Annotated in this window: 23 protein-coding genes; 10 read left to right on the top strand and 13 right to left on the bottom strand. The window is 66.0% G+C overall.

Annotated elements, in window-relative coordinates:
* Positions 1–30 precede the first annotated feature (30 nt).
* Genes LWH48_RS00185 through LWH48_RS00175 form a run of 3 tightly spaced genes read right to left on the bottom strand, consistent with a single transcriptional unit; the run spans position 31 to position 3030 of the window.
* The gene (locus LWH48_RS00185) at positions 31–1113 is read right to left on the bottom strand and encodes a response regulator (RefSeq protein WP_232910806.1); all 1083 of its coding nucleotides are present in this window, start codon (positions 1111–1113) and stop codon (positions 31–33) included.
* Positions 1100–2533: a sensor histidine kinase gene (locus LWH48_RS00180; RefSeq protein WP_232910805.1), complete on the bottom strand. Its 1434-nt coding sequence runs from the start codon at positions 2531–2533 to the stop codon at positions 1100–1102. Before LWH48_RS00180 ends, LWH48_RS00185 begins: the two co-directional genes overlap by 14 nt.
* Positions 2533–3030, bottom strand: coding sequence for a molybdopterin-dependent oxidoreductase (locus tag LWH48_RS00175; RefSeq protein WP_232910804.1), 498 nt, complete (start codon positions 3028–3030; stop codon positions 2533–2535). The genes LWH48_RS00180 and LWH48_RS00175 overlap by 1 nt, the downstream gene beginning before the upstream one ends.
* A 178-nt stretch (positions 3031–3208) precedes the next feature.
* On the opposite strand from LWH48_RS00175, the gene LWH48_RS00170 reads away from it, so the two are divergent.
* On the top strand, positions 3209–3841 hold the full coding sequence (locus LWH48_RS00170) for a hypothetical protein (protein ID WP_232910803.1): 633 nt from the start codon (positions 3209–3211) through the stop codon (positions 3839–3841).
* Positions 3842–3946: 105 nt separating this feature from the next.
* Here the strand turns inward: LWH48_RS00170 and LWH48_RS00165 are convergent, their stop codons facing one another.
* The 6 genes from LWH48_RS00165 to lexA form a co-directional block, all read right to left on the bottom strand.
* Entirely contained in the window at positions 3947–4708 is a 762-nt protein-coding gene (locus LWH48_RS00165; RefSeq protein ID WP_232910802.1) for an ABC transporter permease, read from the bottom strand.
* Positions 4705–5643 carry an ABC transporter ATP-binding protein gene (locus LWH48_RS00160; RefSeq protein WP_232910801.1) on the bottom strand — a complete coding sequence of 313 codons (939 nt, stop codon included), beginning with the start codon at positions 5641–5643 and terminating at the stop codon, positions 4705–4707. Before LWH48_RS00160 ends, LWH48_RS00165 begins: the two co-directional genes overlap by 4 nt.
* A complete protein-coding gene (locus LWH48_RS00155; protein ID WP_161431938.1) occupies positions 5636–5842 on the bottom strand; it encodes a DUF6494 family protein in 207 nt (68 codons plus the stop codon). Before LWH48_RS00155 ends, LWH48_RS00160 begins: the two co-directional genes overlap by 8 nt.
* Positions 5843–6174: 332 nt before the next feature.
* On the bottom strand, positions 6175–8778 hold the full coding sequence (gene acnB / locus LWH48_RS00150; protein WP_161431939.1) for a bifunctional aconitate hydratase 2/2-methylisocitrate dehydratase: 2604 nt from the start codon (positions 8776–8778) through the stop codon (positions 6175–6177).
* 262 nt (positions 8779–9040) lie between these two features.
* Complete coding sequence (gene dinB, locus LWH48_RS00145; protein WP_332875596.1) at positions 9041–10114, bottom strand: DNA polymerase IV; 1074 nt, start codon at positions 10112–10114, stop codon at positions 9041–9043.
* Complete coding sequence (gene lexA / locus LWH48_RS00140; protein WP_232910800.1) at positions 10086–10739, bottom strand: transcriptional repressor LexA; 654 nt, start codon at positions 10737–10739, stop codon at positions 10086–10088. Before lexA ends, dinB begins: the two co-directional genes overlap by 29 nt.
* A gap of 177 nt (positions 10740–10916) precedes the next feature.
* Between lexA and LWH48_RS00135 the strand changes: the two genes are divergently transcribed.
* Genes LWH48_RS00135 through LWH48_RS00125 form a run of 3 tightly spaced genes read left to right on the top strand, consistent with a single transcriptional unit; the run spans position 10917 to position 13265 of the window.
* Positions 10917–11582 (top strand): TetR/AcrR family transcriptional regulator, encoded by a 666-nt coding sequence (locus LWH48_RS00135; RefSeq protein ID WP_232910799.1) that lies wholly within the window; start codon positions 10917–10919, stop codon positions 11580–11582.
* A gap of 1 nt (position 11583) precedes the next feature.
* The gene (gene nagZ / locus LWH48_RS00130; protein ID WP_232910798.1) at positions 11584–12642 is read left to right on the top strand and encodes a beta-N-acetylhexosaminidase; all 1059 of its coding nucleotides are present in this window, start codon (positions 11584–11586) and stop codon (positions 12640–12642) included.
* A gap of 44 nt (positions 12643–12686) precedes the next feature.
* Entirely contained in the window at positions 12687–13265 is a 579-nt protein-coding gene (locus tag LWH48_RS00125; protein WP_161431944.1) for a hypoxanthine-guanine phosphoribosyltransferase, read from the top strand.
* 248 nt (positions 13266–13513) lie between these two features.
* Here the strand turns inward: LWH48_RS00125 and LWH48_RS00120 are convergent, their stop codons facing one another.
* Complete coding sequence (locus LWH48_RS00120; protein WP_232910797.1) at positions 13514–15205, bottom strand: AMP-binding protein; 1692 nt, start codon at positions 15203–15205, stop codon at positions 13514–13516.
* Positions 15206–15284: 79 nt separating this feature from the next.
* Complete coding sequence (locus LWH48_RS00115) at positions 15285–15737, bottom strand: MerR family transcriptional regulator (protein ID WP_269816039.1); 453 nt, start codon at positions 15735–15737, stop codon at positions 15285–15287.
* Positions 15738–15967: 230 nt separating this feature from the next.
* Here LWH48_RS00115 and LWH48_RS00110 point away from each other — a divergent pair, with 230 nt between their 5' ends.
* From LWH48_RS00110 to LWH48_RS00095, 4 genes are all read left to right on the top strand, one after another.
* Positions 15968–17140 (top strand): acyl-CoA dehydrogenase family protein, encoded by a 1173-nt coding sequence (locus tag LWH48_RS00110; RefSeq protein ID WP_232910796.1) that lies wholly within the window; start codon positions 15968–15970, stop codon positions 17138–17140.
* A 17-nt stretch (positions 17141–17157) separates the two neighbouring features.
* The gene (locus tag LWH48_RS00105) at positions 17158–18312 is read left to right on the top strand and encodes an enoyl-CoA hydratase/isomerase family protein (protein WP_232910795.1); all 1155 of its coding nucleotides are present in this window, start codon (positions 17158–17160) and stop codon (positions 18310–18312) included.
* A 26-nt stretch (positions 18313–18338) separates the two neighbouring features.
* Positions 18339–19235, top strand: a complete 897-nt coding sequence (mmsB, locus tag LWH48_RS00100; protein ID WP_232910794.1) for a 3-hydroxyisobutyrate dehydrogenase — start codon at positions 18339–18341, stop codon at positions 19233–19235.
* Between the two features lie 560 nt (positions 19236–19795).
* Positions 19796–20239 (top strand): REP-associated tyrosine transposase, encoded by a 444-nt coding sequence (locus LWH48_RS00095; RefSeq protein ID WP_232910793.1) that lies wholly within the window; start codon positions 19796–19798, stop codon positions 20237–20239.
* Between the two features lie 243 nt (positions 20240–20482).
* On the opposite strand, the gene vapC is transcribed toward LWH48_RS00095, so the two are convergent.
* Both vapC and vapB read right to left on the bottom strand, forming a co-directional pair.
* Positions 20483–20890, bottom strand: coding sequence for a type II toxin-antitoxin system tRNA(fMet)-specific endonuclease VapC (gene vapC, locus LWH48_RS00090; RefSeq protein ID WP_023004962.1), 408 nt, complete (start codon positions 20888–20890; stop codon positions 20483–20485).
* Positions 20891–21121 (bottom strand): type II toxin-antitoxin system VapB family antitoxin, encoded by a 231-nt coding sequence (gene vapB / locus LWH48_RS00085; RefSeq protein WP_023004963.1) that lies wholly within the window; start codon positions 21119–21121, stop codon positions 20891–20893.
* A 178-nt stretch (positions 21122–21299) separates the two neighbouring features.
* Here vapB and LWH48_RS00080 point away from each other — a divergent pair, with 178 nt between their 5' ends.
* Both LWH48_RS00080 and LWH48_RS00075 read left to right on the top strand, forming a co-directional pair.
* Positions 21300–21968, top strand: a complete 669-nt coding sequence (locus LWH48_RS00080) for a tRNA-(ms[2]io[6]A)-hydroxylase (RefSeq protein ID WP_232910792.1) — start codon at positions 21300–21302, stop codon at positions 21966–21968.
* A 35-nt stretch (positions 21969–22003) separates the two neighbouring features.
* Entirely contained in the window at positions 22004–25912 is a 3909-nt protein-coding gene (locus LWH48_RS00075; RefSeq protein WP_232910791.1) for an AAA family ATPase, read from the top strand.
* Positions 25913–26023 lie beyond the last annotated feature (111 nt).

Raw genomic sequence — 26023 nt, 5'->3', positions numbered from 1 at the left:
CGCGGTGCCTTGCCGATAGGCGATGTCGCATCAGCGCCCCTCGAGATAGGCGGTCATCGAACCGGCCATCAGCAGGGCGATCAGGTCGGCCTGGCGATGGGTGTCGGTCTTCTGGAAGAGGTTGCGCAGGTGAAATGCCACGGTGGTGGGGGAGACGCTCATCTGCTCGGCGATCTCCTCGGTGCGCAGCCCCTCCAGCAAGGCCAGCGCAATACGGGTCTCGGTGGGGGTCAGCCCGAACAGGCTGGCCAGCACCCCGCGCGGCAGTGGTGGCCGCTGGTCCGGTGCCGACAGCAGCGCCACCACGCTGGCCTCGGTCCCGGCGGCATCCGTCGCTTGTCCCAGGGCGCAGACCAGTACCAGCAGGCCGTGATCCCCCGGTCGATGGGGGAGGCGCAGGGAGAAGACCGGCTCTTCTCCCTGCCGGCTGGCCTGGGTCGCCGCCGTGATGCACTCGCGCAGGCGACGGGCCATGGCCCCGCTTGCCGAGAGCGTCGCGTTCAATGCCAGCACGTCACTCTCGCTTGCCAGCTGTTGTGCGCGCTGGTTAGCGAAGGTGATGCGGCCCTCGCCGTCCAGCAGCACCATGCCGGGAGCGACCAGATCCAGGGCGCGGGTGGCCGCCTGGAAGGCCTGCTGTGAGGCTTCATGGTGGAGTGTCGCCATGGCCTCGCGCAGCTCCTGCAACTCATGGTTGGACTTGTCGCGCATGCGCCGCACCTGGCGCAGGCGGGCGGCAACGGTGGCCAGCAGCAGGTCGTAGTCGATGGGCTTGACCAGGTAGTCATCGGCGCCGAGTCGCTTGCCGTCGACCACGTCTCGAGGGTCGGAGAGTGCGGTCAGGAACACGAAGGGCGTATCGGCCAGGTGAGGTCGGCGTTCTCGCACGGCATCGAGCACCGCGTAGCCGTTGAGGCCCGGCATGTTGATGTCGCAAAGGATCAGGTCCGGGGTACAGGCATCCAGCTGCTGCAGGGTGGCGTCACCATCGGCCGCCTCGAGCACGGCATAGCCGGACTCCCTCAGCTCATCACAGATATCCGCACGCAGGTCCTCCTGGTCCTCGGCACACAGGATCAGCGGTGGACGGGTTGTGGGCTCAGGGCTGCTCATCGCCAGCCTCCCTGGTATCCGCGGCGGGCAGCCACAAGGTCACACGGGTGCCCTCATCCGGCGTTGAGAGCAGTGTCAGGTCGCCGTGCTGGATGCGTGCCAGGTGACGGGCGATGTTCAGCCCCAGGCCGGTGCCGTCGGTGCCCGTGGCGTTGCTGCCGCGGTAGAAGCGTTCGAACAGCTGCGGCTGCTCATCGGCAGGAATCCCGGGACCGAAGTCGGTGACCTGGCAGATTACCCGGTCGCCTTCGCGGGCGGTGGTGATGCGCACCGGCCGATCCCCGGGCGAATATTTCAGGGCATTGTTGACGAGGTTGGCCAGCACCTGCTCGGTCAGGGCGCGGTCGCACCAGGCCCAGGGCTCCGGTGTGCCATGCTGCGTTTTCAGGCGCTGTGTGCCGGTGGCCTCCGACTGCAGCCGGCAGAGGTGGTCGACGATACCGCTCAGGGAGTGGCGTCCCATGCTGGGTTCGACCTGCTTGCCGTCGAGTCGCGCCGCAGTCAGCGAGGACTCCACCAGGCGAGTCATCTGGGCTACCGCCTCGCGCAGCCGCGTATAGCGCTCGCTGCGCTGCTCCGGTGTGAACTGGTGATGACGGCGCAGCAGCCGTTGCAGGCCGGAGTCGATCACCGCCAACGGTGTCCTGAACTGATGCGAGACCATGGCCGCGAAACTACGGTAGAACTCGCTGACGCCGCGTTCGCGGTCGAGTGCCTGGGCAAGGGCCTCGGCGGCCTGTCGGTAGCGGTAGATATGCCGTTCCACCTCCTCCTCCAGGCGGTCACGGTGGGCCATCAGCCCGCGCTGGGCCGCGCGCCGTTGGCGCAGGGCGGTGACCAGCAACATGACCAGTATCGCACCGCTGAGGCCGATACCGACGATGGCGGCGATGACCTTCTCGAGGCTGTTGCGATAGGTATCCAGGCGTGACCCGGTGTTTTCCCACTCGGCCATCATCACCCGGTTGGCGATGCGGTTGAGGCTGGCCATCAGCGCATCCAGGTGAGGCGTGAGTCGCTCGGGCGCGAACTGCGCCTCGCCCGGTGTTGTCGTGATGGTCTCGCGCAAGGCCTGCATCCTGCCCAGCGCCTCGTCGAGACGCGGCTCCAGCCCCTCGGCCGCCAGGTAGCGCCGCTGCGGGCCATCATCCATCAGGGTCAGGCGGCTGGAGAGGATGTCCAGGCGCAGTTCGGGATCTTCGGCGCTGTTGCCCAGTGCCCGTCGGTTGACCGCCTGGTCCAGGCGGTGACTGGCCACCTGCGCCTGGGTGACGACCCATAGCATGTTCTCGTCGACGTTGACGCGCATGGCCTGTTCGACCTGGAAGAGGCGCACCAGGGCAAAGGCCAGGAAGGCGGTCAGGGCCGCGATCACCAGGCTGGGAACGGCGTAGGGTGGTATGGCACGCAGCCTGGTCATCACTCGACCTCGAGGCGGTGCAGCTGCCAGACCCAGCGATAGTCGTAGCGGATGTCCTGCAACTCGGCGTGATCGTCACGGGGATAGACGATCCAGAGTGGCCCCTTGTCGCGCCGGGTCAGGCGCTCGCCGTTCATGGTGTCGGCGAGCAGGACGTCATAGCGCTCGAAGTCCGCGACGGGGATCTCGGCCAGGTAGTCGTTGAGGGCCAGGGCCGTCACCGTTTCACCCTCGGCATGCAGGGCATCCAGCAGGTCGCGGGCCAGAAAGCCTTCGAAGGTCTGGGGGCCATCGGTGACGCTGGTATGGGTCGTCAGTCGTTCACGGGGCAGGGCCGCCAGCATGTCGGCATCCAGATGCGCCTCGTCAGCCACGTTGGTCAGGCCGACCTCGCCGCCCACCGTCAGGACGACCTCCCCCGAGGGCGGTGGCAGAGGGGCAGCGGCGAGGGATGGTGCGGTCAGCAGCACTCCCCAGAGCAGCAGGGCTATCCGCATTGCCTTCACATCGTTCCTCCTTTCCCCAGGCTTGCCCTCAGCCTAGTCGAAGCAACGGCCATGTCTCCCCTGCAAACGAAGGGGGGCGAGTCGGCAGAAAGTGGCTAACCTGCGTTTAACCTGCCAACTCTCGGCGGACTCGCCATGCATGGGCGCCACAGCAACAAGGAGAACCATCATGAAAGCAGGTATCACGTGGATGACGACAGGAGTCCTGGTCGCTGCACTGGGTGCCTCTTCCACTGCCCTGGGGCAGTCGGATGAGGTCACGGAGCAGATCGAGCTGGGCCTGGAGCTCTATCAGGAGCAGGAGTATGGCGCGGCGATCACCGAGCTGGAGTTCGCCATCAGCGATATTCGCAAGTTGATGGCGGGGCGCATCGGCGAGACCTTCCCGGAGCCTCCCGAGGGGTGGAGTGCCGCCGAGGTAGCCTCCAGCGGTGGCGGTGGTGCGGCGGCGATGTTCGGCGGCGGCGGCAGCATGCTGGAGCGTGAGTACCAGCAGGAGGGTGGAGAAGGGCGGCTGACCGCCAAGCTGATGATCGACAACCCCATGATTCAGGCGATGTCGGCCATGTTCAACAATCCGGCACTGATCGCCGCCCAGCCCAATATGGAGCGTATCCGCATCGGCCGTGACTCGGCGCTGCTCAAGTGGAACCCGGAGCGTGGTAGCGCCGAGGTCTCCTTCCTGATGGATGGCCGTATCCTGGTTCAGGTCGATGGCCAGCGGCTGGAGTCCAGTGACCCCGCAGTAGCGCTGCTCAAGGCGTGGGACCTGGACGCCGTTCGCGAGCAGGCCGCGCGCTAGGTTGTCGGCGGTCGGTGCCCATGGGGCCGGCCCCGGTGGCTACTCCACCCGGAAGCGCTGGGGGCCCCTTCATTCAGAGCGGATGGGCCAGTATGGGGGAGGCGATTACGGCTTCAGGCGGTACCCGGTGCGGAAGATCCAGGCCACCAGGGCGATGGCCGCCCCCAGGAACAGCAGGATCATGGCCAGACTGACCAGTGGGCTGACGTCGCTGATGCCGTAGAAGCTCCAGCGAAAGCCACTCACCAGGTAGACCACCGGGTTGGCCAGGGTCACCGCCTGCCAGAAGGGCGGCAGCATATCGATGGAGTAGAAGGTGCCCCCGAGGAAGGTGAGCGGGGTGATAACCAGCAGTGGCACCAGCTGCAGCTTCTCGAAGCCGTCGGCCCAGATGCCGATGATGAAACCCAGCAGGCTGAAGGTCGCCGCCGTCAGCACCAGGAATAGCATCATCATCAGCGGATGCTCGATGGAGTAGGGCACGAACAGTCGTGCGGTGGCCAGCACGATAAGCCCCAGGATCAGTGACTTGCTGGCCGCCGCCCCCACATAGCCGACCACCACCTCCCAGTAGGACATGGGTGCCGAGAGTACCTCGTAGATGGTACCCGAGAAGCGCGGAAAGAAGATCCCGAAGGAGGCGTTGGAGACGCTCTGGGTGAGCAGCATCAGCATGATCAGCCCGGGCACGATAAAGGCGCCGTAGCTCACCCCGTCCACCTCGCTGATCCGCGAGCCGATGGCGGCGCCGAACACCACGAAGTAGAGCGAGGTCGAGAGCACCGGCGAGACGATGCTCTGTAGCACGGTGCGCAGGCTGCGCGCCATCTCGGCAAGGTAGAGGGTCTTCACGGATTCGAGGTTCACGCTGTCTCCTTGACCAGGCTGACGAAGATCTCCTCCAGGGAGCTCTGGCGAGTGTGCAGGTCCTTGACGGCGATGCCGGCCCCCTCCAGGTCGCCGAGCAGCTCGGCGATGCCGGTACCGTCGTCCTCGCCCGCCTCGGCGTCATAGGTGTAGACCAAGGCGTGGCCCTCCTCGGTCAGCGTCAAGCCATGGCCCGAGAGGCGTTGTGGCACCGTCTGCAGCGGGTCGCGCAGGTGGATCGTCAGCTCCTTGCGACCCAGCTTCTGCATCAGCGCCTGCTTGTCCTCCACCAGCACCAGTTCGCCGGAGCGGATCACCCCGATGCGGTCGGCCATCTCCTCGGCCTCCTCGATATAGTGCGTGGTGAGGATGATGGTGACGCCGCTGTTGCGCAGCTGGCGCACCACTTCCCACATGTCGCGGCGCAGGGCCACGTCGACCCCGGCGGTGGGCTCATCGAGGAACAGGATCTCCGGTTCGTGGGCCAGCGCCTTGGCGATCAGCACCCGGCGCTTCATGCCCCCGGAGAGGGTGATCATGCGGTTATTACGCTTCTCCCACAGCGACAGCGAGCGCAGTACCTTCTCGATATGCGCCGGATCGGGTGGCTTGCCGAACAGTCCGCGGCTGAAGCTCACTGTGTCCCACACCTTGATGAAGGCGTCGTTGGTCAGCTCCTGGGGCACCAGGCCGATACGCGCCCGAGCCTCGCGGAACTGGCGCACGTTGTCATAGCCATCGACCAGCACCCGCCCACGGCTGGGGTTGACCAGTCCGCAGATCACGCTGATCAAGGTGGTCTTGCCCGCACCGTTGGGACCGAGGAGGGCAAAGATCTCGCCACGGCGGATCTCCAGGTCGATGTCGCGCAGTGCCTCGAAGCCGCCGGCAAAGCTCTTGCCGAGCTCCTCGACACGGATCACCGCGTCACTCAAGGGTGATGTCCCCGTCGAAGGTCAGTGCCAGGCTGAGGCCGTCCACCTCCACGGTGACCCGTGCCGGAAGACGCTCGTTGCCCTGCAGGTGGCCTGCCTCGAGACCTTCGGCGACCGCCTTCTCGATCTCCTGCTGGGTGGTCACGCCGACGTTCTTGAGCAGCTTGCGAATGCTGTGCTGGAAGGTGTCCTGGTCCATGGTGGGCTCCTTTAGCAAGAGAGGATGAATACCCATCCTACCGCTACTGATCGAGGCTGTCGTGGTGGCATTGACGGTTTCCGTGCCGTCTTGTGGGAGCCCAGATCCTGGGCGATGGCGCCGACAGGCGCCTGGCTGTGTTGTGGTGGCCACTTCCATCGCCGATAAATCGGGCTCCCACAATATCGGGCTCCCACAAGCAGGTATAAAAAAAGCGCCCCTTGCGGGGCGCTTCGTTCATCGACTTCGGGGAGAACCCGGGTCACCGCGGACGGTGGCCTACGATGTTGCGAGCATCGGAGTCGAACCTGAGGATATCAGAATACCGCGTATCAGGCTTCCTGGGCGATCGGAATCACGTTGGAAGCGGCGTTCTGATACTCCTCGATCTCGTGGAAGTTCATGTAACGATAGATCTCGCCGGCCATGGCGTCGAACTCGCCCATGTAACGGCGGTATTCGTCGACGGTGGGCAGGCGACCTTCCACGGCGGCCACGGCCGCCAGTTCCGCGGAGGCGAGGTAGACGTTGGCACCGTCGCCCAGGCGGTTCGGGAAGTTACGGGTGGAGGTGGAGACCACGGTGCTCTTGGCGGCAACGCGGGCCTGGTTACCCATGCACAGCGAGCAGCCCGGCATCTCCATGCGCGCACCGGCGCGGCCGTAGATGCCGTAGTAGCCCTCCTCGGTCAGCTGGTGCTGGTCCATCTTGGTCGGCGGGGCCAGCCACAGGCGGGTCTTCAGGCTGCCGGCCGGCTGCTTCTCGAGCAGCTTGCCCGCGGCACGGAAGTGACCGATGTTGGTCATGCACGAGCCGATGAACACCTCGTCGATCTTCTCGCCGGCCACCTCGGAGAGCAGGCGGGCGTCGTCCGGGTCGTTCGGGGCGCAGAGTACCGGCTCCTTGAGCTCCTCGAGGTCGATTTCGATGACCTCGGCGTACTCGGCGTCCTTGTCGGCGCGCATCAGGCTCGGGTTGGCCAGCCACTCCTCCATGCCCTGGATGCGGCGCTCGATGGTACGGCGGTCGCCGTAGCCATTGGCGATCATCCACTTGAGCAGGGTGATGTTGGACTTCAGGTACTCGCTCACGCTGTCCTCGGACAGGGTGATGGTACAGCCGGCAGCGGAGCGCTCGGCGGAGGCGTCGGAGAGCTCGAAGGCCTGCTCGACGGTGAGGTCCTCAAGGCCCTCGATCTCCAGCACGCGACCGGAGAAGGCGTTCTTCTTGCCGGACTTCTCGACGGTCAGCAGGCCGTTCTTGATGCCGTAGTAGGGAATAGCGTGGACCAGGTCACGCAGGGTGACGCCAGGCTGACGCTTGCCCTTGAAGCGCACCAGCACCGACTCCGGCATGTCCAGCGGCATCACGCCGGTGGCGGCGGCGAAGGCCACCAGGCCCGAGCCTGCCGGGAAGGAGATGCCCAGCGGGAAACGGGTGTGGGAGTCGCCACCGGTACCCACGGTGTCGGGCAGCAGCATGCGGTTCAGCCAGCTGTGAATGATGCCGTCGCCCGGACGCAGCGAGACGCCGCCGCGGTTCATGATGAAGTCGGGCAGGGTGTGGTGGGTATCCACGTCCACCGGCTTCGGATAGGCGGCAGTGTGGCAGAAAGACTGCATCACCAGGTCGGCCTGGAAGCCGAGGCAGGCGAGGTCCTTGAGCTCGTCACGGGTCATCGGGCCAGTGGTGTCCTGAGAGCCCACGGTGGTCATCTTCGGCTCGCAGTACATGCCCGGGCGCACGCCCTCCATGCCGCAGGCCTTGCCGACCATCTTCTGGGCCAGGGTGTAGCCCTTGCCGGTGTCGGCGGGCTGCTCCGGCAGGCGGAAGACATCGGAAGGGGCCAGGCCCAGAGACTCACGCGCCTTGGTGGTCAGACCACGGCCGATGATCAGCGGGATACGGCCACCGGCGCGCACCTCATCGAGGATCACCTGGGTCTTGAGCTCGAAGGTGGTCAGCACCTCGTCGGTGCCGTGCTTGCAGACCTTGCCCTCGTAGGGGTAGACGTCGATGACGTCGCCCATCTCCATCTTGGAGACGTCCATCTCGACGGGCAGGGCGCCGGAATCTTCCATGGTGTTGAAGAAAATCGGGGCGATCTTGCCGCCGAAGCAGAAACCGCCGGCGCGCTTGTTCGGCACGTTGGGGATGTCGTCGCCGAAGAACCACAGCACCGAGTTGGTGGCGGACTTGCGCGAGGAGCCGGTACCGACCACGTCGCCGACATAGGCGACCGGGAAGCCCTTGGCCTTCACTTCCTCGATCTGCTTGAGCGGGCCCTTGACGCCGGGCTCCTCGGGCTCGATGCCATCCCGCTCGTTCTTGAGCATGGCATTGGCGTGCACCGGGATATCGGGGCGCGACCAGGCATCCGGGGCGGGGGAGAGGTCGTCGGTGTTGGTCTCGCCCGGCACCTTGAACACGGTCAGAGTGATCTTCTCTTCCAGGGCGGGCTTGGAGAGGAACCACTCGGCGTCGGCCCAGGACTGGATGACATCCTTGGCCACGGCGTTGCCCGCCTTGGCACGCTCTTCCACGTCATGGAAGGCGTCGAACATCAGCAGGGTGTGCTTGAGCTGCTCGCCCACTTCCTTGGCCAGCTCGGCATCGTCGAGCAGTTCGACCATGGAGACGATGTTGTAGCCGCCCTGCATGGTGCCCAGCAGCTTGACTGCGTGGATCTTGTCGATCAGCGGCGACTCGGCTTCGCCCTTGGCGATGGCGGTCAGAAAGCCGGCCTTGACGTAGGCAGCCTCATCGACGCCCGGGGGTACGCGATTGGTCAGCAGGTCGAGGATGAACTCCTCCTCACCAGCCGGCGGGTTCTTCAGCAGCTCGACCAGGGCGGCGACCTGCTCGGCGTTCAGCGGCTTAGGCGGCACGCCTTCGGCGGCACGCTCCTCGACATGTTGGCGATAGGCTTCAAGCACGTTAGGGCCCTCATTGCTAGTGGGGCCAGAGTGTCGCGACCCGGCAAGAAAAGCATCGCCGGAACAAGCCTCTGGCGCGTGGAACAGGGGTGTGAACTCCCGTCTCAGGTGGCGGCGATTCTACGCGAGACTGTCGACAATGTTAAGCGAGGCCCATGGTGGCGGGCCTTGCACTTTGGTCGGCGGCATGTGGGTTCGGCTACAGGAAACTCCCCCTTGGGGCAGGTCCTAAGAGACTTTGGGGTCTGGCCCCACAGGGAAGTCACAGCTCCAGGCTGAGCTGGCGCCGTGCGTCGGCCTCCACCAGTCGGGTGCCGACACCCAGCAGGCGCACCGGCCGGCGGCCGCGCTCCCAGGCCTGTTCCAGCAGGCGCGCATAATTCTCCGCTGTCGGTGCCAGGCCCCGGCTCTCCAGGGTGGTCAGGCTGAAGTCGTCGAAGCGCACCTTGATCACGATACCGGAGAGGGGCGGGTGGCCATGGCGGGCCAGGCGCTCCTCGAGCTTCTCACACAGCGGCACCAATGCCTCCCGGCAGTGAGCCAGTTCAGGCAGGTCGTGGGCGAAGGTGGTCTCCACGCTCACCGACTTGCGCTCACGCTCGACCCTCACCGGCCGGTCGTCGATGCCGCGGGCCAGCTCGAAGAGGCGCTTGCCGAACTTGCCGAACTCCTCGACCAGCCGCTCCAGGGGCAGTTCACGCAGCTCCGAGCAGGTGCCGATGCCCAGCGCATCCAGCCTTGCCCCGGTTGCTGGGCCGACGCCATGGAGCTTCTTTACCGGCAGGGCAGTGATGAAGTCATCGACACGCTCGGGGGTAATCACCGTGAGGCCATCGGGCTTCTCCCAGTCGCTGGCGATCTTGGCCAGGAACTTGCTGGGTGCTGCACCCACGGAAACGGTGATGCCGGTGCGCCTGAGGCTTTCCTGCTTGATCCATTGCGCCATCCAGGTGGCGCTACCCGAGAAACGCTCCACGCCGGTAACATCGAGGAAGGCCTCGTCCAGCGAGAGTGGCTCGACCAGCGGGGTGAGCTCGTGGAAGATCGCCTGGATCTGGTGGGAGACCTCGCGGTACTTGTCGAAGTCACCGCGCAGCAGGGTGAGGTGAGGACAGAGGCGCAGGGCGCGCGCCGTGGGCATCGCCGAATGGATACCGAAGGCGCGTGCCGGATAGTTGCAGGTAGCGATCACCCCGCGCCGCTCGACACTCCCGCCGATGGCCAAAGGGATGTCGCGCAGCGCCGGGTTGTCGCGCATCTCCACTGCCGCATAGAAACAGTCGCAGTCGGCGTGGAGGATCTTGCGCTCAGGAGAGCGACTGACCGTTACCGCCACGAATCACGCCCACGCCGATACCCTCTATCTCCAGCGGATCATGTCTCAGATCCAGCTCGATGGGAGAGAACTCGGGGTTCTCTGCTACCAGGGTCACCCGGTGGCCCTTGCGCTCGAAGCGCTTGACCGTGACTTCCTCCTCCAGGCGTGCCACCACGATCTGCCCGTTGCGCACCCGGTCGGTCCGGTGCACGGCGAGCAGGTCACCCTCCAGGATCCCCACGTCCTTCATCGAGAGGCCGCGAACGCGCAGCAGATAGTCGGCCCGGGGCGTGAAGTATTCGGGGGGTAACGGGCAGTAGCGATCGATATGCTCGGCGGCCAGGATCGGGCTACCGGCGGCGACCTCGCCGATGATCGGCAGGCCCTGGGATGACGGCTCCTCGCTGGCAGTATCTGTCTCGGCTTCCTGGGCGGGCAGGCGGATGCCCCGCGAGGTGCCGGCGATCATGCGGATGGCACCCTTGCGTTCCAGGGCACGCAGGTGCTCCTCGGCGGCATTGGGCGAGCGGAAGCCCAGGGCGCGGGCGATTTCGGCGCGTGTCGGCGGGTAACCGAGCTCGTGCATGGTCTTGACGATGAAGTCGTAGACGTTCTGCTGGCGCTGTGTCAGGGGGCGAGCCATGGGTCCTCCAGTGCGGATGGCGTAACCGTAGTGATCAAGTATACAGCATGTTGTTCCGTACAGTCATATTTCACATCGTTTCAAACGCTGCGTGGGGCCAGCGTTGAGCCTTAACGTGCGTCTGACGTAGAATTGCACCACGTTTGAAACAATTGTTTATAACCAGGCGCTCCATCCATGGCACAGAACGATACCGTCACCCGGATCCTCGATACCGCCGAGGTGCTGTTCGCCGAACGCGGCTTCGCCGAGACGTCGCTGCGCACCATCACCAGCAAGGCCAAGGTCAACCTGGCGGCGGTGAACTATCACTTCGGCTCCAAGAAGTCGCTGATCCAGGCGGTCTTTGCTCGCTATCTCGACCCCTTCACCGACCGCTTCCACGGCGCCCTGGATGATCTCGAGCGCCGCTATCAGGGCCAGGCCATCCCCCTGGAGGAGTTGCTCGAGACCATGGCGCGCAGCGTGCTGGAGGTGCCGGCAGAGCGCAACAGTCTCAAGGTCTTCATGCGCCTGCTGGGGCTTGCCTACAGTCAGGCCCAGGGCCACCTGCGCCGCTATATCCAGCAGGATTACGGCAGCGTCTTCACCCGCTTCACCGAGCTGATTCGCCAGGCCACGCCCGAGTTGCCCGATGCCGAGCGCTTCTGGCGCCTGCACTTCATGCTGGGCACCGTGATCTTCACCCTCTCCGGCCTGGATGCCCTGCGCGATATTGCCGAGAAGGACTACGACGAGCACGTCACCGTGCGTGACCTGGTTCGTCGCCTGCGTCCGGTGGTGGTCGCCGCCATGCAGGCGCCGCTGCCGGCACCGGCCCCGGCCGGCGCTCAGGAGGCCTGACATGACTGACAGCAACCCCCGGTCTCAACCGCAGCCCCAGCCGCTGGGCCCGGTGATGCTCGACCTCGAGGGAGCGCGCCTGACGCCCGACGAACACCAGCTGCTGCGCCGCCCCGAGGTGGGTGGCGTTATCCTGTTCGCCCGCAATGTCGAGTCCGCCACCCAGGTTCGTGAACTGTGCGACGCGATCCGCCGGGTGCGTCCCAACCTGCTGATCGGCATCGACCAGGAGGGCGGGCGCGTGCAGCGCATCCGCCAGGGCGTGACCCGACTGCCCCCCATGCGTCGCCTGGGTCGCGACGTCGCCAGCCACCCCGAGGTCACCCGGCGACTTTGCCAGGATACCGGCTGGCTGCTGGGCATGGAGATGGCCGCCTGTGGTATCGATATCACCTTCGCCCCGGTGCTCGATGTCGACGGCGGCACCTCCACGGTGATCGGCGATCGCAGCTTCTCGAGTTACCCCGAGACCGTGGCGGCGCTGGCCGGCGCCTTCGTCGACGGCCTGCACGAGGCCGGCCTGGTAGCTGTGGGCAAGCACTTCCCCGGCCACGGCAGCGTGTCTGCCGATTCGCATCATGAGCTGCCGGTGGACGATCGCCCCCTGGAGGCGCTGCGTGCCCACGACCTGGTGCCGTTTCAGCGCCTGGCCTCACGCCTCGATGCAGTGATGCCCGCCCATGTGGTGTATTCGGCGTTCGACACGCGCCCGGCGGGTTTCTCGCCTGCCTGGCTGGGCATGTTGCGCGAGAGCCTGGGTTTCAAGGGGGTGATCTTCTCCGACGACCTCAGCATGGCCGGTGCGGCCTCGGCGGGCTCTCCCGGCGAGCGGGCGCTGGCCGCGCTCTCCGCGGGCTGCGACATGCTGCTGGTCTGCAATGACCGTCAGGCCGCCCTGGAGGTGCTCGACGCCTGTCGTGAGCACCAGCCCGCACCGCGCCTCTCGAAGCTCCGCTTCGCCCGGCCCCGCCCCCAACTGGAGAGCCTCCCGGCGCTCTCCCGCTGGCGCCGCCTGCACGCCCACCTCGAGGCCCTGGGGGCAGACCCCCAAGTGTCCTGAGGGGTCTGACCCCACATTCGATTCAACCACGAGATTTGTTGCCGATGTCCAGACTCGACCCCGAGATCCATCAGTCGTTGACCGATATGCGCGAGCTGATGGCCAGCGCCGATTGCCTGATCAGCCAGGAGGAGGTCGAGCGCGCCCTCGACCGCATGGCCGAGGAGATCACCCGTGACCTGGGTGACAAGCTGCCGGTGTTCTACTGCGTGATGAACGGCGGGCTGATCACTACCGGTCACCTGCTGACCCGCCTCGGTTTCCCGCTGGAGGTGGACTACATCCACGCCACCCGCTACCGCGGCAAGACCCGCGGCGGCGAGCTGTTCTGGCGTGTCTCGCCGGAGGTCCCCATGGCCGGACGCCATGTGGTGATCGTCGACGATATCCTCGACGAGGGAGCGACCCTGGCTGCGATCCTCGACTACTGCCGTGAGGCGGGAGCCGCCAGCATCACCACCGCGGTGCTGGTCGACAAGCAGCACGACCGCAAGGCGGTGCCCGGCCTCAAGGCCGACTACTGCAGCCTGGAGGTCGCCGACCGCTACGTGTTCGGCTTCGGTATGGATATCAAGGGCTACTGGCGCAATGCCCCGGGGATCTTTGCCCCCAAGGGGATGTGACCCCTGGCTGCGCCCGGAGCTGTAAGCTATAAGAAAACCCCACGGGCCGAGAGGCTCGTGGGGTTTTTCTGGGTTTGAATGGTCGAGCCAGCTGTGGGAGCCCGGATTCCGGGCGATGGCGCCGACAGGCGCCTGGCTGTGTTGTGGTGGCCTCTTCCATCGCCGATAAATCGGGCTCCCACAGCAATCGGGCTCCCACAATATCGGGCTCCCACAAATCCAGCCCCCACAAAGAGGTTCCTACCAGCTTACGCCAGTCCCAGCTCGTGAGTCGCTTCCTCGCGCATCTTGAACTTCTGGATCTTGCCGGTGACGGTCATCGGGAACTCGTCAACGAACTTCACGTAGCGCGGGACCTTGTAGTGGGCGATCTGGCCCTTGCAGAACGCCTTGAGGCCTTCCTCGTCGAGCTCCTGGCCGTCGGCGAGCTTGACCCAGGCCATCACTTCCTCACCGTACTTCTCGTCGGGCACGCCGATCACCTGGACGTCGGAGATGGCCGGGTGGGTGTAGAGGAAGTCCTCGATCTCGCGCGGGTAGATGTTCTCGCCGCCGCGGATGATCATGTCCTTGATGCGCCCGACGATGGCCACGTAGCCCTCGTCATCCATGGTCGCCAGATCACCGGTGTGCATCCAGCCGGCCTCGTCGATGGACTTGTCGGTGGCCTCGGGGTTGTTCCAGTAGCCGAGCATCACGCTGTAGCCACGGGTGCACAGCTCGCCGGTCTCGCCACGGGGCACCACGGCGCCGGTCTCCGGGCTCACCAGCTTCACCTCCAGATGCGGATGGATGGTGCCCACCGTGGTGACGCGCTTCTCCAGCGGGGCGTCGGTCTGGGTCTGGAAGCTTACCGGGCTGGTCTCAGTCATGCCGTAGCAGATGGTGACGTCCTGCATGTTCATGCGGTCGATCACCTTGCGCATCACCTCGATGGGGCAGATGGAGCCCGCCATGATGCCGGTACGCAGGTTCGAAAGGTCGAAGTTCTCGAACTCCGGGTGCTCCAGCTCGGCAATGAACATGGTGGGCACGCCGTAGAGGGCGGTGGCCTTCTCCTCGGAGACCGCGCGCAGGGTCTGTTCGGGGTCGAAGCCATCGCCGGGGTAGATCATGGTGGCGCCGTGGGTCACGCAGCCCAGGTTGCCCATCACCATGCCGAAGCAGTGGTAGAGCGGAACCGGGATGACCATGCGGTCCTCCTCGGTGAGCGCCATGGTACGCGCCACGAAGAAGCCGTTGTTGAGGATATTGTGGTGCGAAAGGGTGGCCCCCTTGGGCGCACCGGTGGTGCCGGAGGTGTACTGGATATTGATCGGGTCGTCGAACTGCAGGGTGGCCTGCACCTCGGCCAGGTGCTCGGCGGAGACTTCGTCGGCATGGGCCAGCATCGACTGCCAGCTGAACATGCCGGTGAGTGCGCGGTCGGCATCCAGGCAGATCACCCGCTTGAGCTCGGGCAGTTTGGCGCTCTTGAAGGTGCCGGGACCACCGTCGCGCAGCTCCGGGGCCAGCTCGGCCAGGGTCGCCACATAGTCTGAGGTCTTGAACATGCCCTGCAGGATCAGCGTCGCGGCACCTGACTGCTTGAGCGCGTACTCCAGCTCATGGGTGCGGTAGCTGGGGTTGATGTTGACCAGGATGGCGCCGATCTTCGCCGTGGCGAACTGGGTGATGGTCCACTCGGCGCAGTTGGGCGACCAGATGCCGACCCGCTCACCCTTCTTCACGCCCAGAGCGAGCAGGGCACGGGCGGCCTCGTCCACCGCCGCCTGCAGCTCCTTCCAGGTGTAGCGCAGGCCCTGGTGGCGGCTCAGCAGGGCGTCGCGGTCCGGGAAGCGGGCCACGGTGTCGTCGAAGCAGTCACCGATGGTCTGACCCTTGAGTGGGGTGTCGCTGATGCCGCTGACGTAGCTGATAGGATTGTGTTGGCGTGTCATGAGCGTGTCTCGCGATTGTTGTGGCCTGGAATTGTTGGGCGTTGGGATACCACGATCATGATCCTGGCGGGTGGCTGGCTCAGTCCTTCTGATCACCGAGGCTTGCCAGCACGTCCCGGGCGCGCCGCTCGACATCGTCGAGCTCGAGCTGCATCAGCCGGATATCTTCCAGCTGGCGCTCCAGGTTGGCGCGCTTGTCGGCCAGGATCTCGAGAAGACGCCGCAGCTGACGCCGATTCCCGTCGGGCATGGCGTCGTACATCATCACCACCTCGCGGATCTCGGCCAGCGAGAAGCCCAGGCGCTTGCCACGCAGGGTCAGCTTCAGGCGCACGCGATCCTTCTCATTGTAGATGCGAGTCTGACCACGCCGCTCCGGGGCCAGCAGGCCCTCCTGCTCATAGAAGCGGATGGTGCGCGTGGTCACCTCGAACATCTTGGCCAGCTCGCCGATGCTGTAGGTGCGCCGCTGACGGGGCAGGGGGCCATCCTGAGCGGTGGCGGGAGCCGGGGTGGAGGGTAGTTGAGTCATGAGCGTCTTCCGTTTTTATTGGCAAGCGGAGCGTTGCTCGCCCGCCTGCTGGCAACACTAGCCGAGGTTTACGTTAACGTAAAGTGCTTGTTCGACCATGGGGTGATATGGGATAAACCAAGCAAGTGCTAGGTTGGTGCCATTGCAGCGCACCGCTAAGCACATCACTGTGGTGTCACAAGAATGTTGATGGCGACTTTTCATAACAACGAGACGACGAGGAACCTTCCATGGACTTCTCCTTGACCGACGACCAGAAGGCGCTGGCTCAGGCCGCCGCCGACTTCGCCCGGGCCGAGCTCAGCGACCACGCTGCCGAGTGGGACGCCAACGCCCACTTTCCCGTCGATGTGATCCGCCGCGCCGGGGAGGCCGGCTTCCTGGGCATCTACACCCCGGAGGAGCACGGCGGGCTGGGACTCTCGCGCCTCGACGCCTCGCTGATCTTTGAACAGCTCGCCCAGGGCTGCGTCGCCACCACCGCCTATCTCACCATCCACAACATGGTGGCCTGGATGATCGCCAACTGGGGCGACGACGCCCTGCGCGAGGCCTGGGTGCCCGCCATGGTAGCCGGTGAGGCGCTCGGCTCCTACTGCCTCACCGAGCCCGGTGCCGGTTCCGACGCCGCCAGCCTGCGCACCAAGGCGGTTCGCGAGGGCGACGAATATGTCATTTCCGGCAGCAAGATGTTCATCTCCGGTGCCGGTGCCACCGAGGTGTTGGTGGTGATGGCGCGCACCGGCGCGCCGGACTGCGGCGCTGGCGGTGTCTCCGCCATCGTGGTGCCTGCCGATGCTTCCGGCATCGAGTATGGCAAGAACGAGGAGAAGATGGGCTGGAAGAGCCAGCCGACCCGCCTGGTCAGTTTCGATGGCGTGCGGGTACCGGTGACCAACCGCCTGGGTGAGGAGGGCGAAGGCTTCAAGTTCGCCATGAAAGGCCTCGACGGCGGCCGCCTCAATATCGCCAGCTGCTCGCTCGGTGCCGCCCAGCAGGCGCTGACGCTCTCACGCGACTACCTGGCCGAGCGTAAGCAGTTCGGTCGCGAGCTCAACCAGTTCCAGGCGCTGCAGTTCAAGATCGCGGACATGGCCACCGAGCTCACCGCCGCCCGGTTGATGGTGCGCCAGGCCGCCTGGCGCCTGGACAACAACGACCCTGAGGCCCCTGCCCACTGCGCCATGGCCAAGCGCTTTGCCACCGACATGGGTTTCAATGTCTGCAACGAGGCCCTGCAGTTGCATGGCGGCTATGGTTATATCCGCGAGTACCCCCTGGAGCGGCTGGTGCGCGACACCCGCGTGCATCAGATCCTCGAGGGAACCAACGAGATCATGCGCCTGATTGTCGCCCGGCGCCTGCTCGCCGATGGTGTGATCGAATCACTGCAGCTCACTTGAAAAACCAGGAGACCAAGATGTCGGATCTTCCCGTTATCTTCGACGAGCTGCCCACCGCCTGCGGTGGACGCATCGGCGTCGCCACCCTCAACGCCCCGCGTTCGCTCAACTCGCTGTCGCTGGAGATGGCGCGTCAGCTAGAGGCCAAGCTCGACGCCTGGGCGGTGGACCGTAATATCGTCGCCGTATGGCTCGAGGGCAGCGGCGAGAAGGCTTTCTGCGCCGGCGGTGATGTGGTCGCCCTCTACCGTGCCTTGACCGAGGAGGGCGAGAACCGTGGCTCGGGTCGTCACAGTGAACTTCCCGCTACCTACTTCACCGTGGAGTATCGCCTCGACTACCGCATCCACACCTACCCCAAGCCGGTGATGGTGTGGGCCGACGGTATCGTGATGGGCGGTGGTCTCGGGCTGACCGCCGGTGCCTCTCACCGCATCGTCACCGAGACCACGTTGATCGCCATGCCCGAGATCACCATCGGGCTCTACCCGGACATCGGGGCCAGCTGGTTCCTCAATCGCATGCCGCCCGGGGTGGGTGCCTACCTGGGTCTCACCGGCGCGCAGCTCAACGCCCGTGATGCCCTGGATGTGGGTCTGGCCGACCGTTTCGTGCCCCGCGAACGGCGCGCGGCAGTGCTCGAGGCCCTGGGTGAGGCCGACTTCGGCGATCGCAGCGCCCAGGCTCGCCGCGCCGCTGTTCAGGCGGCGCTCGACCGCTTCGAGGCCCGCGACCAGGCCCCGGCGGGTCAGGTGCAGCCGCATCAAGACACCCTTCAGGCGCTGGTCGGCAACGTCGACGTCGAGACCGCCGTGGCGCGGATCCTGGCCGACGACAGCGACGACAAGTGGCTGGCCGCCAACCGCAAGCGCCTCGCCGCCGGGTGTCCGATCAGCGCCCATCTGGTGTGGCGCATGCTCCAGCGCCACGCCCATACCAGTCTCGCCGACGCCTTCCGCGACGAGCTGGTTCTCTCGGTGCAGTGCGGCCGGCTTGGCGACTTCACCGAAGGCGTGCGCGCGTTGCTGATCGACAAGGACAAGAATCCCCAGTGGACCTACAGCGACGTCGCCAGCGTCCCGCAGACCTTCATCGACGCCATGTTCCAGTCCCCCTGGACCAGCGAAGAGCACCCGCTGCGTGATCTTGGCTGGGGTCATCGGGTGGGGTAGTGTTCAACAATCACAAGGAGTCAATCATGAAAATCGCCTTTATCGGCCTCGGTAACATGGGCGCGCCCATGGCCAGCAACCTGGTCAACGCCGGGCACGATGTCACCGTCTTCGACCTGGTCGAGAGCGCCATGCAGGCGCTGGAGAGCGAAGGCGCCAAGCGCGCCGCCACCGCCGAGGGCGCGGCCAAGGGCGCCGAGGTGGTTATCTCGATGCTGCCCGCCGGCGTCCATGTCAAGGGGCTCTACCTTGGCCGCGACGGTGCCCCCGGCCTGCTCGAGGCGCTGGAAGCCAAGCCGCTGATCATCGACGCCTCCACCATCTCACCGGAGGATGCCCGCACGGTAGCCGCTGCCGCTAAGGAAAAGGGCCTGACCTGGCTCGACGCCCCGGTCTCCGGTGGCGTGGGCGGCGCCAAGGCCGGCACCCTGACCTTTATCGTCGGCGGCGAGGCGGCCGGTTTCGAACAGGCCAAGCCGGTGCTCGAGGCCATGGGCAAGAACATCTTCCACGCCGGCGACAGCGGTGCCGGGCAGGTCGCCAAGATCTGCAACAACATGCTGCTTGGCATCCTGATGAGCGGCACCGCCGAGGCCCTGGCGCTGGGCGTCAAGAACGGCATGGACCCCGCCGTGCTCTCCGAGATCATGAAGCAGAGCAGCGGCGGCAACTGGGCGCTCAACGTCTACAACCCCTGGCCCGGGGTGATGGAAGGCTCCGCCGCCAGCCGCGACTACCAGGGCGGCTTCCTTACCGACCTGATGGCCAAGGACCTCGGCCTCGCCTGGGAACTGGCGCTCGGCTCCAAGGCAACCGTGCCCATGGGCTCACAGGCCCGCAACCTCTTCGCCCTTCACAGCAGCCAGGGCAACGGCGCCATCGACTTCTCCAGCATCCAGAAGCTCTACAGGGCAGGGGAGTAGAAGATAAGCGTTACCTGTGGGGCTCGGCCTTTATTGGAAGCCCGACTCTGCGTGAGCCCGGTTGTTGTGGGAGCTGGGTTTGTGGGAGCTGGACTTGTGGGAGCCCGATTTATCGGCGATGGAAGAGGCCACCGGGAGCCCGATATTGTGGGAGCCCGATTTATCGGCGATGGAAGAGGCCACCGGGAGCCCGATTGTTGTGGGAGCTCGATTTATCGGCGATGGAAGAGGCCACCGGGAGCCCGATATTGTGGGAGCTCGATTTATCGGCGATGGAAGAGGCCACCACAACACAGCCAGGCACCTGTCGGCGCCATCGCCCGGAATCCGGGCTCCCACAAGTGACTCGCCTTCATCGCGGTGCCTCCCAAGGGAGGCCTGCAGCCTCCATCGCCCGGAATCGGGGCTCCCACATCAGCTGCAGGGCACCTCCTCCGGGAAGGCCCGGGCCTATAGCCCTGTGGGAGCCCGATATTGTGGGAGCCCGATTTATCGGCGATTGGTGGCCTCAACATCTCCTGTCTATCTTGATGTCACAGAGTCCGAAGAGCCTCAGTCGCATGTCCCCCCGTTCCCATGCCCTTCGGCGAGGACGCCGTTCGCTGGAGGGTCATTACTATCTTGTAACAGCGGTTACATTGAACCGAGCTCGCTGGTTTGATGTTCCTGAATACGCCCAGGCTGCCTGCCGTGCCTTTAATTCTCAGTCGATTACAGTTGAGGCAGGTACCCTTGCTTTTGTTGTCATGCCTGACCACGTCCACTGGCTGCTGGAGTTGCACGGCAACCTTTCTGAGGCTGTTCGCCGCTATAAGGCCATTGTGAGCCATAGGGTGGGTGCGGGGCTCTGGCAGCGTGGTTTCCATGATCACTGTATTCGTAAGGAGGATAACGTGATCAAGGCCGCTCGCTATATCGTGGCCAACCCACTTCGCGCGGGAATAGTCGACGATATCCTGCAATACCCTTACTGGGATGCCGTCTGGTTGAGTTCAGACTCTTGAGGGATGCGGCCTTGGAGGCACCGCCATCGCCGATAAATCGGGCTCCCACAACAATCGGGCTCCCACACCCACAATATCCTGCTACCACAGGGCCGAGCATGAATCGAGCCAGCTGTGGGATCCCGGGTTCCGGGCGATGGAGGCCGCAGGCCTCCCTTGGGAGGCACCGCTATCGCCGATAAATCGGGCTCCCACAGCAATCGGGCTCCCACAGCAATCGGGCTCCCACATCAGCTGCAGGGGTTATCTGGAGTTCACCCAATCCTCCACCCTTAACCCCGGTACTCGTTCGAACTCCTGCCGGTTGTTGGTGACCAGGATCAGGCCGCGGGATCTGGCATGGCCGGCAATCATCTGGTCATAGGGACCGATGGGAGTGCCGCCGCGGGCGAGTTCGGCCCTTAGCTGACCGCTGTGTGCAGCCGCCTCGTTGTCATAGGCGAGCACGTCGAGGCGCGCAGCGAAGCCCTCTATGACCTCGAGATTTCTCTCAGGCGCTGCCGATTTCTCCGCCCCATAGATCAGCTCCATCAAGGTGATGGTGCTGATGCAGAGTTGATGGTGATGCCGCTTGAAGGCTTCGCGCACCTCGGGTGGACGGTTCTTGATGGTGTAGATGCAGATATTGGTATCGAGCAGGTACTTGAGCATTCAGAAGGCCTCGCGTTCCTGCTCGGGGGGTTGGTCCCGGTCGGCCATGAAGTCGGCCGAGACCGGCGGGCCGTCGAACCAGCTGTCCCAGGATTCCCCGGCCGGGGTGATGATCCGTGTGCGGCCGATGGCGATGATCTCCACGCGTTTAACGTCCTCAGGCAGGGCGACGGCCTTGGGTAGCCGAACCGCCTGGCTGCGATTGGTCTTGAACACGGCTGCCTGTTCCAAGGTGCGGCTCCTTGAGGTTGTGGTAGGTGTGCCATTCAATCCTAGTCTTATGATGGGATATGTCAAAGGGATATGGCAGGCCGGTTCACACCAAGGTCGAATCCCCTCCTATCCGGCCTCTGTTCGCGCTACCATGACGTTTTAACGTTATCTTCACCCGGTGAGACGCGAACCGATCATGTCCGAGACCCTGACCGAGCCAGCTGCCGTGTCCGACACCGGCGCCGCCGTGGCCGATGCCGAGGCGCTGCTTTCTGCCGAGCTGCTGGAATTTCTGGGCTGCCGCACGCCCGATGCGTGGGTGGCGTGGGCGCTGGAGAATCCCGAGCTGCTGTTGATCGACCACGCCCAGTGCGAGAAGAAGGCGGCCTCCACCGCTATGAGCCTGCTTTACCGCTACGTCGACCAGCCGCTGCTTCTAACCAAGATGAGCCAGCTGGCCCGCGAGGAGCTGCTGCACTTCGAGCAGGTGGTCAAGCTGATGGAGGCCCGCGGCATCGCCTACCGGCACCTGAGCGCCTCGCGCTACGCCGAGGGGCTGCGTCGCCACGTGCGACCCGCCGACCCCGAGCGGCTCACCGATATCCTGATCATCGGCGCGCTGATCGAGGCCCGCAGCTGCGAACGCTTCGCGCGGCTGATTCCGCACCTCGATGCCGAACTTGCCAAGTTCTATCGCACTCTGGTTAAGTCGGAGGGGCGCCACTATGAGGACTACCTGATGCTGGCTCAGCACCTGAGCGACACACCGGTCGAGTCCCGAATCGCCTTCTTCGTCGAGCGCGAGGCGGCGTTAATACAAGAGCCGGACACGGCCTTTCGTTTTCACAGCGGTGTGCCGGCCTGATCCCGGCCCGCCGCTCAGGACGCAGGAATACCACGATGCGGGATGCCTCCGACGTCGCCGAGACCCTCACCTCGGCTCGGCTGACACTCTTCGGCCACTTCTCGCTCTCTCTCGGCGAGGACACCCTTACCCAGTTCAGCTACGACAAGGTCAAGGCGCTGCTGGTCTACCTGCTGCTACACCATCAGCCGGTCAGCCGCGCCACCCTGGCCGAGCTGCTGTGGCCCGACCAGGGCCTCTCGTCGGGGCGCACCAACCTGCGTCACGCCTTGCACTGCCTGCGTCAGTCGCTGGGCGAGCACGCCGATGAGGTGCTGGTGGTCTCGCGCCAGACCATCGCCTTCCAGCTGCCCGAGCGCTGGACCCTCGACCTGCACGATATCCAGCAGCTGCTCGACGGTGAGCGTGACCTGCCGACCCTGGCCACATTGCTTGAGCACTATCAGGGTGATCTGGTGGAAGAGCTACAGATCGCCAACTGCCCCGAGTTCCAGCGCTGGATGGTGCAGGTGCGCAACGACTGGCGTCAGCGCGTGATCCGCTTCTCCGAGGCGGTGCTCGAGCGCTTCGAGAGCGTGCCCGACTCGCTCCTCGAGACCCTGGTCAACCGCTTCTCCGGCTACGGCCCCTTCCACGAGCGGCTGGTTCGCCAGTTGGCCGAGCAGGGCCAGCTGGCCGCCGCCCATGAGCAGTACAACGCCTACCTGCAGCTGCTGGCGCTCTCCGGTCAGCAGCCCGAGCCGGGCTTCCTGCAGCTGGCGCGCTACTGGTCCGACGCCCAGGCCGACGCCGCCGGCGCCGGCAGTGTGGGCTTCTCGCGCACCCTGGCGGCGGACAGCGCGCCGCTGCGCGAGGAGGAGATCGAGCAGCGTCAGCTCTCGGTGATGGCCATCCGCCTGCGCCTAAAGGGTGACCTCTCGTCGCGGCCGGCCAGCCGCGCCTGCCTGATGCTGCAGTTCGAGCTGATGCGCTGGCTGGAGGAGCAGTGCCACCACCTGGGTGGCTTCTGGCTGCCCGGCGCCACCGGCGGGCTGGGGCTCGCCTGCTTCGGCACCCATGGCCCGGCGCACCAGCTGGCCGAGCTGGTGGCCCTCTACGAACACTGCCGGCGCATGCTGCCGGAGGAGTCCGCGCGTCACTGGACGGGGGAGGGCGAGCCGCCGCGTGTCGAGCTCGCCGCCGGCCTCAACAGTGGCCGGGTGATCTACCTGCCCGAGCGCCGCCTGGTCGATCCCATGGGCCAGGTCACCCAGGGCTCCCTGGACCTGATGGGCGCCGCCGAAGGCAGCGAGCTGGTGATCTCCCAGGACGCCAGCCAGCATATGCCGCCGGCGCTGGACCTGCAGCCGCGGCTCAGCTCGCGGCTGGTGGCCAGCGACGGCCGCGTACGCCTGCGCGCGCTGGTCCTGGGGGCCAGCGAGGGCGGTCGCGAGGCCCTGCCGCCGAGCCTGGTGGGCCGCGAGACCCAGCTGCGCAGCCTGCGCGACGCCCTGGCCCGCGCCGGCATCGGCCTGCGCCAGAGCGTGCTGGTGCGTGGCCCCTCGGGGATGGGCAAGTCGGCATTGATGGTGGGCTTCCGCCAGCTCGAGCAGAGCCGCGAGGCCGCCATCTGCTGGCAGCCCACCACCCGGCTCTCGGTGCAGGAGCCCTACGGTGTGGCACGCAAGCTGCTGCGCTGGCACCTCGGCCATGAGTGTGATGTGGATAGCCTGCAGGCGCTGTGCGAGGCGCTCGATGCCCCCGAGCTCGACGAGTCGCGCTGCCGCCTGCTGCAGGAGGCCCTGGGCGCCCGCGAGGCCCACGCCGTGGCAGAGCTCACCCAGAGCGGCGAGGCGGTGGAGCTGGTCGTCGGCCTGCTGCAGCGGCTGATCGGCCGGATCGCCGCCGAGCGCACTCTGGTGCTGATGATCGACGACCTGCAGTGGCTCGACGAACCCAGCGTCAAGGTGCTGGCCGGCCTCCAGGCGCGCCTGCCGATCAACTGCGGCTTCATGCTGGTGGCCAGCCACCACGGCCGCGAGGGTCTGCCCGCCAAGCTGCACTGGGACCAGCAGATCACCCTCGGCAAGCTCGACGCCATGCAGTCGTCGCGGCTGCTCTCCCAGCTGGCGCGGCGCTACCGCATCCATATCAGCCCGCGGCTGCGCGGCCAGATCATCGAGCGCTGCGACGGCGTGCCGCTCTACCTGCAGGAGATCGTGCGCCGCGTCGACATGGACCGCCGCGAGGGGCGCAGCGTGCAGCTCGACGAGCTGCCCCACGGCCTGCTTGGCCTGCTCGCCAGCCGCATCGATCAGCTCGACGGCGACCGCGAGGTGGCGCATGTGGCCGCGGTGCTGGGGCGCCGCTTCCGCTACGACTTCCTCGCCGAGTGCAGCGAGCTCGACGGGGCCCGGCTGACCCAGGCCCTGGAGCAGATGCGCCGACTCGAGATCATCGAACCCGTGGAAGGCGATGACGCCGGCCGCGAGTTCCAGTTCACCCACCAGCTGCTGCAGGAGGCCGCCTACCTCTCCTGCCCGCGGGACGTGCGCAGTGCCATCCACCGCCAGGTGGTCGAGCTGATCGAGGAGCGCTTCCCGATGTGGATCGGCCGCCACCCGGGGGACTTCGCCACCCACCTGCGGCGCAGCGGCCACTTCGCCCGGGCCGCGCGCTATTACGAGCTGGCTGCTCGTGAGGCGCTCAAGGTCAGCGCCAATCGCACCGCCCTCAAGATGGCCGACCTGGGGCTGGTCAGCCTGCGCCAGGTGGCGGGCCAGGCCGAGCGCGAGATCAGCCTGCTCACCGTGCGTGGCCAGGCCGCCTTCGCCCTGGAGGGGCATGGTTCGCCCACCGCCCACGAGAGCTTCGTGCGCGCCCGCGAATTGATCAAGGCGCTGGCCGAGGAGGGCGAGAGCGTCGATCTGGAGCAGGCCTTTCTGGTCAAGTGGGGCCTGTGGGTAGGCTGCAGCCAGCGCCACGCCCACGCCGATGCCTTCCGCCTGGCGACCGCGCTGGCCGACCTGGCTCGCCAGCTCGACGACCCACGTTATTCACGCCTGGCCGAGTACGCCCAGGCCAGCTGCGAATACTGGGCCGGGCGCATCCCCCTCGCCTACGACCACCTCGACGAGATCAACCCGCTCGAGTGCGAGATGATGATCGAGTGGCTGCCGTTCTCCGACCACCCGCAGGTGGCCGCGGCCTGCTTCCAGGGCTGGGCGCTCTGCCTGCGCGGCGACTATCGCCGTGCCGAGATCCAGGTGGAGTCGGCCATTCGCCTCGCCGAGCGCATCGGCCACCCCGGCAGCCTGGCCATGGCGCTGATGTACGCCGCCGCGCTCTATCGCCAGCTGGGCCACGTGCACCTCGCCGCCGACCGTGCCGAGCGTGCCCACCGGCTCACCGGCACCCCCGACCTGCACCTCTGGCAGATGGCCGCCCGCGGCGTGCTCGGCTGGCAGCGCGCCATCGCCGGCGACCGCGACGGCCTGGCCCAGATCGAAGCCACTCAGGAGGAGCTCACCGAGCTCACCGGACGCGATCCCTACAGTCGGCCCTCGTTGTGGCTGGTCGATGCCTGCATCGCCCTGGGCGAGGTCTCCCGCGCCGAGGACTACCTCGACCAGGCACTGGTCCTCGCCCGCGAGCGCACCACGCTGTTCGTGCCGGAACTCGCCGTGCAGCTGGTGCGCGTGCGCCACCGCCTGGGTCATCCTCGTGAGGAGCTTGTCGCCCTGATCGAACTGGCCCTGACCCACGCCCGCGAGGACGGCAACCTCCACCAGCAGATCGGTGCCCTGGAAGCCTGGCTCACTCTGATCGATTCCGCCGACGCCGGCGTCCGTCAGGAGTTCCGCCAACTCCTCGCCGAAGTCAGCTACAGCGATGCCCCCATCCTCACCCGCTGGCACAGCCTGCTCGACCGCGCCCAGCCAAGGGCGATGGATACCGCGCTGTAGGAGGGCGCCGTCAGGCGCCCTGCACCTTTACCAAACTTGATAGAATTGCCGGAAATAGCTGGCCACCTGCAGAGCCTCTGGCCCGTAGGCACTTAGCTGACGAAATACCCC

Source organism: Halomonas sp. G15 (genome assembly GCF_021282295.1).
Taxonomy (GTDB): Bacteria; Pseudomonadota; Gammaproteobacteria; order Pseudomonadales; family Halomonadaceae; genus Halomonas; species Halomonas alimentaria.
This window is presented reverse-complemented; position numbering and strand designations above follow the sequence as displayed.